Source organism: Intrasporangium sp., assembly GCF_051961875.1.
Taxonomy (GTDB): Bacteria; Actinomycetota; Actinomycetes; order Actinomycetales; family Dermatophilaceae; genus Intrasporangium_A.
Genome location: NZ_JBQCCV010000170.1, coordinates 1 through 5,055, shown reverse-complemented (window position 1 = coordinate 5,055; position 5,055 = coordinate 1). Strand labels below are relative to the sequence as shown.

The window sequence follows — 5,055 nt, the reverse complement described above, 5'->3', positions numbered from 1 at the left end:
AACGTCCAATGGGCGATCACCAAGGGCGGCACGACGGTCGCCTCCGGTCACACGACGGCCGACGTCTCGGCTCCATCTCGCGGCGAGTACAGCTTCACCACCACCGCCCTGCCGGCCGGCGACTACGTCGTCAAGGTCTTCGAGACGAGCATGAAGGACGGCTCGGTCTCCGCGGCCGCGACAATGCCGTTCACCCTCAAGTAGGCGAGGGGTGCCACCCGTTCCGGCCCGCTGTATGTGCAGCGGGCCGGAACGGCCTGAGCCGTCTCGGGAGTCGGCGGGCTCCTAGCCGGCGTGCTTCTCGACGAGCGCCCCGAGACGCGGCAGGGCGTCGACGACATGGCGGTGCGCCGAGGGGCGCAGGGAGGCGTACACCTTCTTGACGGCGCCGTTCGAGGTGCCCGCGACGCGCTCGTCGGTCACTCCGAGCAGGGCGTCGGCCACCTGCCCGTCGCGTGCAGAGAGATAGCCGGCGAACGACCCGTTGCCCGCGTGGTCCTGCCAGAACGGCTCGAGCTTCTCGACGAAGGCCGGCAGCAGCCGCTCGACCGCCCGCGGGACGATCGTGGGGCCGACCCTCCTCAGGGCGGCGTAGCCGGTTTTCAGAGCGAGACCCGACGCACCTCTCTTGTCGGACACCACCGAGTCGACCAGGGCCTCGACATCGGCCCTGACGGCCGGGACGGTCTGGGCATTGAGGAGCGTGTCCTCCAGGGCTGCCACCACGGGCTACCTCCATGGGATGGGTGTGGGCTGGGACGGACGCACCATATGTGCCGAAGCTGCGCCACGGCCCATCGCCCCCTGCCCGGATGCCGCTCAGCCGGGTCCGCCGGGTCAGGCCAGCCGGGTCCGCCGGGTCAGGCCCAGCGAGATCTGGCGTTGAGCACGGCGAGGGCAGCCGGCCCGGCCGAGGACGCGCGCAGGATCGTGGACCCGAGCCGGACGGGGCGGGCACCCGCCTCGCCCAGGGCGGCCAGCTCGCGGTCGCTGATGCCGCCCTCCGGGCCGACGACGACGAGGACGTCACCGGACTCGGGCAGCGGGACGCCGGCGAGCGGCTCCGTCGCGTCCTCGTGGAGGACGACGGTGAGGGTGGCCCGCTGGACCCGACCGACGAGCGCGGCGAGGTCCACGGGGTCGGCGGTGAGCGGCATACGGGACCGGCGCGACTGCTTCGTCGCCCGGGTCACGACGGCGCGCCACTTCGTGAGGGACTTCTGGGCGCGGTCACCGCGCCAGACGACCACGGAGCGTTCGGCCTGCCACGGAACGACCTCGTCGACGCCGAGCTCGGTGGCCGCCTCGATCGCCTGCTCGTCGCGGTCGCCTTTGGCGAGGGCCTGGACGAGGACGAGGCGCGGATCCGGTGCGGGCTCGTGCGTCCGCTCGACGACGCGGCCAAGGACCGACGACTTGTCGACCTCCTCCGCGGCCACGAGGAGGCGCCCGCCCCCGCCATCGGAGAGGTAGAAGCGCTCCCCCGGCCGGATCCGGACGACCGCCGCGGCGTGCCGCCCCTCGTCTCCGTCGAGCAGGACCGAGCCACCGACCTCCGCCGCGGCCACCGTCTCGGGTGGGCCGAGGAAGAGTTGGTGGGTCACGTCGGTGTCACTCGCCCTTGAATGCGTCGCGTAGCTTCCCGAAGAGGCCCTTGTCGACCGGGTGGAGGCGGCCGTCCGGCCGGTCCTCGCCCCGCATCGCGGCGAACTCGCGGAGCAGGTGCTCCTGCTCCTCGGTGAGGTGCGTCGGCGTCGTGACGTTGGCGTGGACCCGGAGGTCGCCGCGGCCGCCGCGCTGCAGGTGCGTCACGCCGAGCCCCCGCAGGGTGACGACGTCGCCGGGCTGCGTGCCCGGGCGGAAGTCGACGTCCTGCATCCCGTCGAAGGTCGAGAGCTTCATGGTGGTGCCGAGCGCCGCCGTCGCCATCGGCAGCTCGACCGTGACGTGCAGGTCATCGCCGCGGCGGCTGAACGCGTCGTGCTGCTGGACCCGGATCTCCACGTAGATGTCGCCCGCCGGGCCGTTGCCCGGGCCGACCTCGCCCTCGCCGGCGAGCTGGATGCGGGTGCCGGTGTCGACGCCGCCGGGCACCTTGAGCTTGAGGGTGCGCCGGGTGCGGACCCGGCCGTCGCCGGAGCAGTCGTGGCAGGGATCGGTCAGCGTCGAGCCGTAGCCCTGGCAGGCGACGCACGGCCGCGAGGTCATGACCTGGCCGAGGAAGCTGCGCTGGATCTGCTGCACCTCACCGGTGCCGCCACAGATCGGACAGGTGTGCCGTCCCGTGCCGGGCTCGGCGCCGTCACCATCACACCTGCGGCAGCCGACCGCGGTGTCGAGCGTGAGCTCCTCCTCCGAGCCGAAGACGGCCTTGGCGAGGTCGATGTCGAGCCGGACCAGCGCGTCCTGACCGCGCTGCACCCGGGCGCGCGGTCCTCGGGCGCCCCCGGCCGCGCCGGCGCCGAAGAAGGCGTCCATGACGTCGCTGAACGAGAAGCCCGCGCCGGAGAACCCACCCTGTCCGGCGGCCGCGAACGGGTCGGCGCCGTGGTCGAAGGCGCGTCGCTTCTCAGGGTCGGACAGGACGTCGTAGGCCTGGGAGACGCGTTTGAACTCCTCCTCCGCCTCCGGACCCGGGTTGACGTCGGGGTGCAGCTTGCGGGCGAGGCGACGGTAGGCCTTCTTGATCTCCTCCTGGCTCGCGCTGCGCGAGACCCCGAGGACGGCGTAGTAGTCGTTCAAGCAAGTGGTCCTTTGGGTTCAGTTGCTCCGTGCGTCCCCGAGGATGTCGGAGACATAGCGGGCCACGGCACGCACCGCGGCCATGGTCGTGGGGTAGTCCATCCGGGTCGGTCCGAGCACACCGAGGCTGGCGACCGGCTCGCTCCCGGCTCCGTACCCAACCGAGACGAGAGAGGTCGACTGCAGGCCGGAGACGGGGTTCTCGTGCCCGATCCGCACCGAGACGAGCTCGGGATCGTCGCTGAGCTCGCCGAAGAGGCGCAGCAGCACGACATGTTCCTCGAGTGCCTCGAGGATCGGCCCGATCGAGCGAGGGAAGTCGGCCCGCGACCGGGCCAGGTTCGACTGGCCGGCGAGGACGACCCGCTCCTCACGCTCCTCCACCAGGGCCTCCTCGAGCGCCGTCACGACCGGCTCGAGGACGTGCCGGTCGGCCTCGGGGAACTCCTCGACGAGGGTGCGCAGCGAGGTCGCGGCGACCCGGAAGGGCACTCCCGCAGCCACCTCGTTCATCCGGGTGCGGACGGAGGCGACGAGCGCCTCGCCGTCGAGCGTGGCCAGCTCCCTCCCGGTGTCGACGATCCGCTGCTCGACGCGGCCGGTGTTGACGATGAGCACGACCATGACGCGAGTCCCGCCCACGGGGACGAGCTCGATGTGGCGCACGGTCGAGCGCGTCAGCGAGGGGTACTGGACGACGGCGACCTGCCGGGTCAGCGACGCGAGGAGGCGGACGGTCCGGTCGACGATGTCGTCGAGGTCGACGGCGCCCTGGAGGAACTGCGTGATGGCCGTGCGCTCACCCCGGCTGAGTGGCTTGACCTCGCTCAGCCGGTCGACGAAGACGCGGTAGCCGAGGTCCGTCGGCACCCGGCCCGCGGAGGTGTGCGGCGCATGGATCAGGCCCTCCTCCTCGAGCAGGGCCATGTCGTTGCGCACGGTCGCCGCGGACACGCCGAGCTGGTGCCGCTCGACGAGTGCCTTGGAGCCGACCGGTTCGGAGGTGTGGACATAGTCCTGCACGATCGCGCGGAGGACGTGCAGTCGTCGGTCCTCTGACATGTCGCTGCCTCCTCTCGGTCGTCGTCTCGCCGTGCCCTGACGCTGGTCGGGTGCTGGCACTCTCGGGTCCCGAGTGCCAAGTCTACGACGTTTCCTCCACCAGGTGGACCAGCCCGTGCTTCGTGCCGACCACCCAGCCGCGTGGCGGTCCGAGACCGACCGGGCTGCGCGGCATACCCTCTCTCATCGTGCCCCCGATCGACCGCTACGGCTCCGACGTCCTCTCCGGCGACTGGCGCGCCCCACGGCGCGGCCGGTCAGTTGAGGTGGCTGCCGAGCCCGATCTCGTCGTTGAGGAGGTCGAGACCGGCTGGGTCGGCGCGGTGGTCCGGGTCGAGAAGGCCGGCGGGATGCATGTGGTGCACCTCGAGGACCGACGTGGGCGCACGAAGGCCTTCCCGCTCGGCCCCGGCTTCCTGGTCGACGGGCGCCCGGTGACGCTGACGAAGCCGGTCGCCGCGGCGTCGGCCGCGCTGGCCGCCGCCCGCACGGCGCAGTCACGGACCGCGAGTGGGTCCGTGGCCGTGCACGACGCCCGGGCCAAGGTCGCCAGCGGCTCGCGGATCTACGTCGAGGGCCGCCACGATGCGGAGCTCGTGGAGAAGGTCTGGGGCGACGACCTGCGCATCGAGGGCGTCGTCGTCGAGATGATGGACGGCGTCGACGACCTCGCCGGGATCATCGCCGAGTTCCAGCCGGGTCCGGGTCGCCGGCTCGGCGTCCTCGTCGACCACCTCGTGCCCGGCACGAAGGAGGCGCGCATCGTCGAGCAGGCCCGGGCGCTGCCGGGGCTGGCCCAGCACGTCCTCGTCCTCGGCCACCCGTACGTCGACGTGTGGCAGTCCGTCCGGCCAGCCCGGCTCGGCTGGGAGCAGTGGCCGGTCATCCCGCGCGGGACCTCGTGGAAGCACGGCATCTGTGCCGCGCTCGGCTGGCCCCACGAGACGCAGGCCGACATCGCCATGGCCTGGAAGCGGATCCTCGGCCGGGTGCGGACCTACGCCGACCTCGAGCCGACCCTCCTCGCGAGCGTCGAGGAGCTCATCGACTTCGTGACCGCCCCCTAGGGTCGGCTCAGGACCGGATGTAGCCCAGCACGTCGACCTTGAGGTATGTCGCTGAGCCGGCTCGCACGCGGATGGACCCGTCCGCGCCGAGCGGGATGACTACGGTGTTGACGACGGACTGGCCGGAGGCGTACTTGACCGAGGCGTAGTCCGGCTCGGTCGAACCGCTCGGGTAGGCGGTGAG

6 protein-coding genes are annotated in these 5,055 nt (G+C 72.1%); 2 read left to right on the top strand and 4 right to left on the bottom strand.

What is annotated here, in order from left to right:
* Positions 1 to 204 (top strand): Gmad2 immunoglobulin-like domain-containing protein (locus tag ACTHJJ_RS10165; RefSeq protein WP_440302826.1); only part of this gene is annotated, 204 nt, incomplete at its 5' end.
* An 81-nt stretch (positions 205 to 285) separates the two neighbouring features.
* On the opposite strand, the gene ACTHJJ_RS10160 is transcribed toward ACTHJJ_RS10165, so the two are convergent.
* The 4 genes from ACTHJJ_RS10160 to hrcA form a co-directional block, all read right to left on the bottom strand.
* Complete coding sequence (locus ACTHJJ_RS10160) at positions 286 to 723, bottom strand: DUF6918 family protein (protein ID WP_440302825.1); 438 nt, start codon at positions 721 to 723, stop codon at positions 286 to 288.
* Between the two features lie 137 nt (positions 724 to 860).
* The gene (locus ACTHJJ_RS10155; protein WP_440302824.1) at positions 861 to 1,604 is read right to left on the bottom strand and encodes a 16S rRNA (uracil(1498)-N(3))-methyltransferase; all 744 of its coding nucleotides are present in this window, start codon (positions 1,602 to 1,604) and stop codon (positions 861 to 863) included.
* A 7-nt stretch (positions 1,605 to 1,611) separates the two neighbouring features.
* Positions 1,612 to 2,742, bottom strand: coding sequence for a molecular chaperone DnaJ (gene dnaJ, locus ACTHJJ_RS10150; protein ID WP_440302823.1), 1,131 nt, complete (start codon positions 2,740 to 2,742; stop codon positions 1,612 to 1,614).
* An 18-nt stretch (positions 2,743 to 2,760) separates the two neighbouring features.
* Positions 2,761 to 3,804 carry a heat-inducible transcriptional repressor HrcA gene (gene hrcA / locus ACTHJJ_RS10145; protein ID WP_440302822.1) on the bottom strand — a complete coding sequence of 348 codons (1,044 nt, stop codon included), beginning with the start codon at positions 3,802 to 3,804 and terminating at the stop codon, positions 2,761 to 2,763.
* Positions 3,805 to 3,992: 188 nt separating this feature from the next.
* Here hrcA and ACTHJJ_RS10140 point away from each other — a divergent pair, with 188 nt between their 5' ends.
* Positions 3,993 to 4,871, top strand: a complete 879-nt coding sequence (locus ACTHJJ_RS10140; protein ID WP_440302821.1) for a DUF3097 domain-containing protein — start codon at positions 3,993 to 3,995, stop codon at positions 4,869 to 4,871.
* Positions 4,872 to 5,055 lie beyond the last annotated feature (184 nt).

Coding starts and splice junctions, on each gene's coding strand:
- hrcA (WP_440302822.1), bottom strand. CDS start 3,804: ATGTCAGAGGACCGACGACTGCACGTCCTCCGCGCGATCGTGCAGGAC.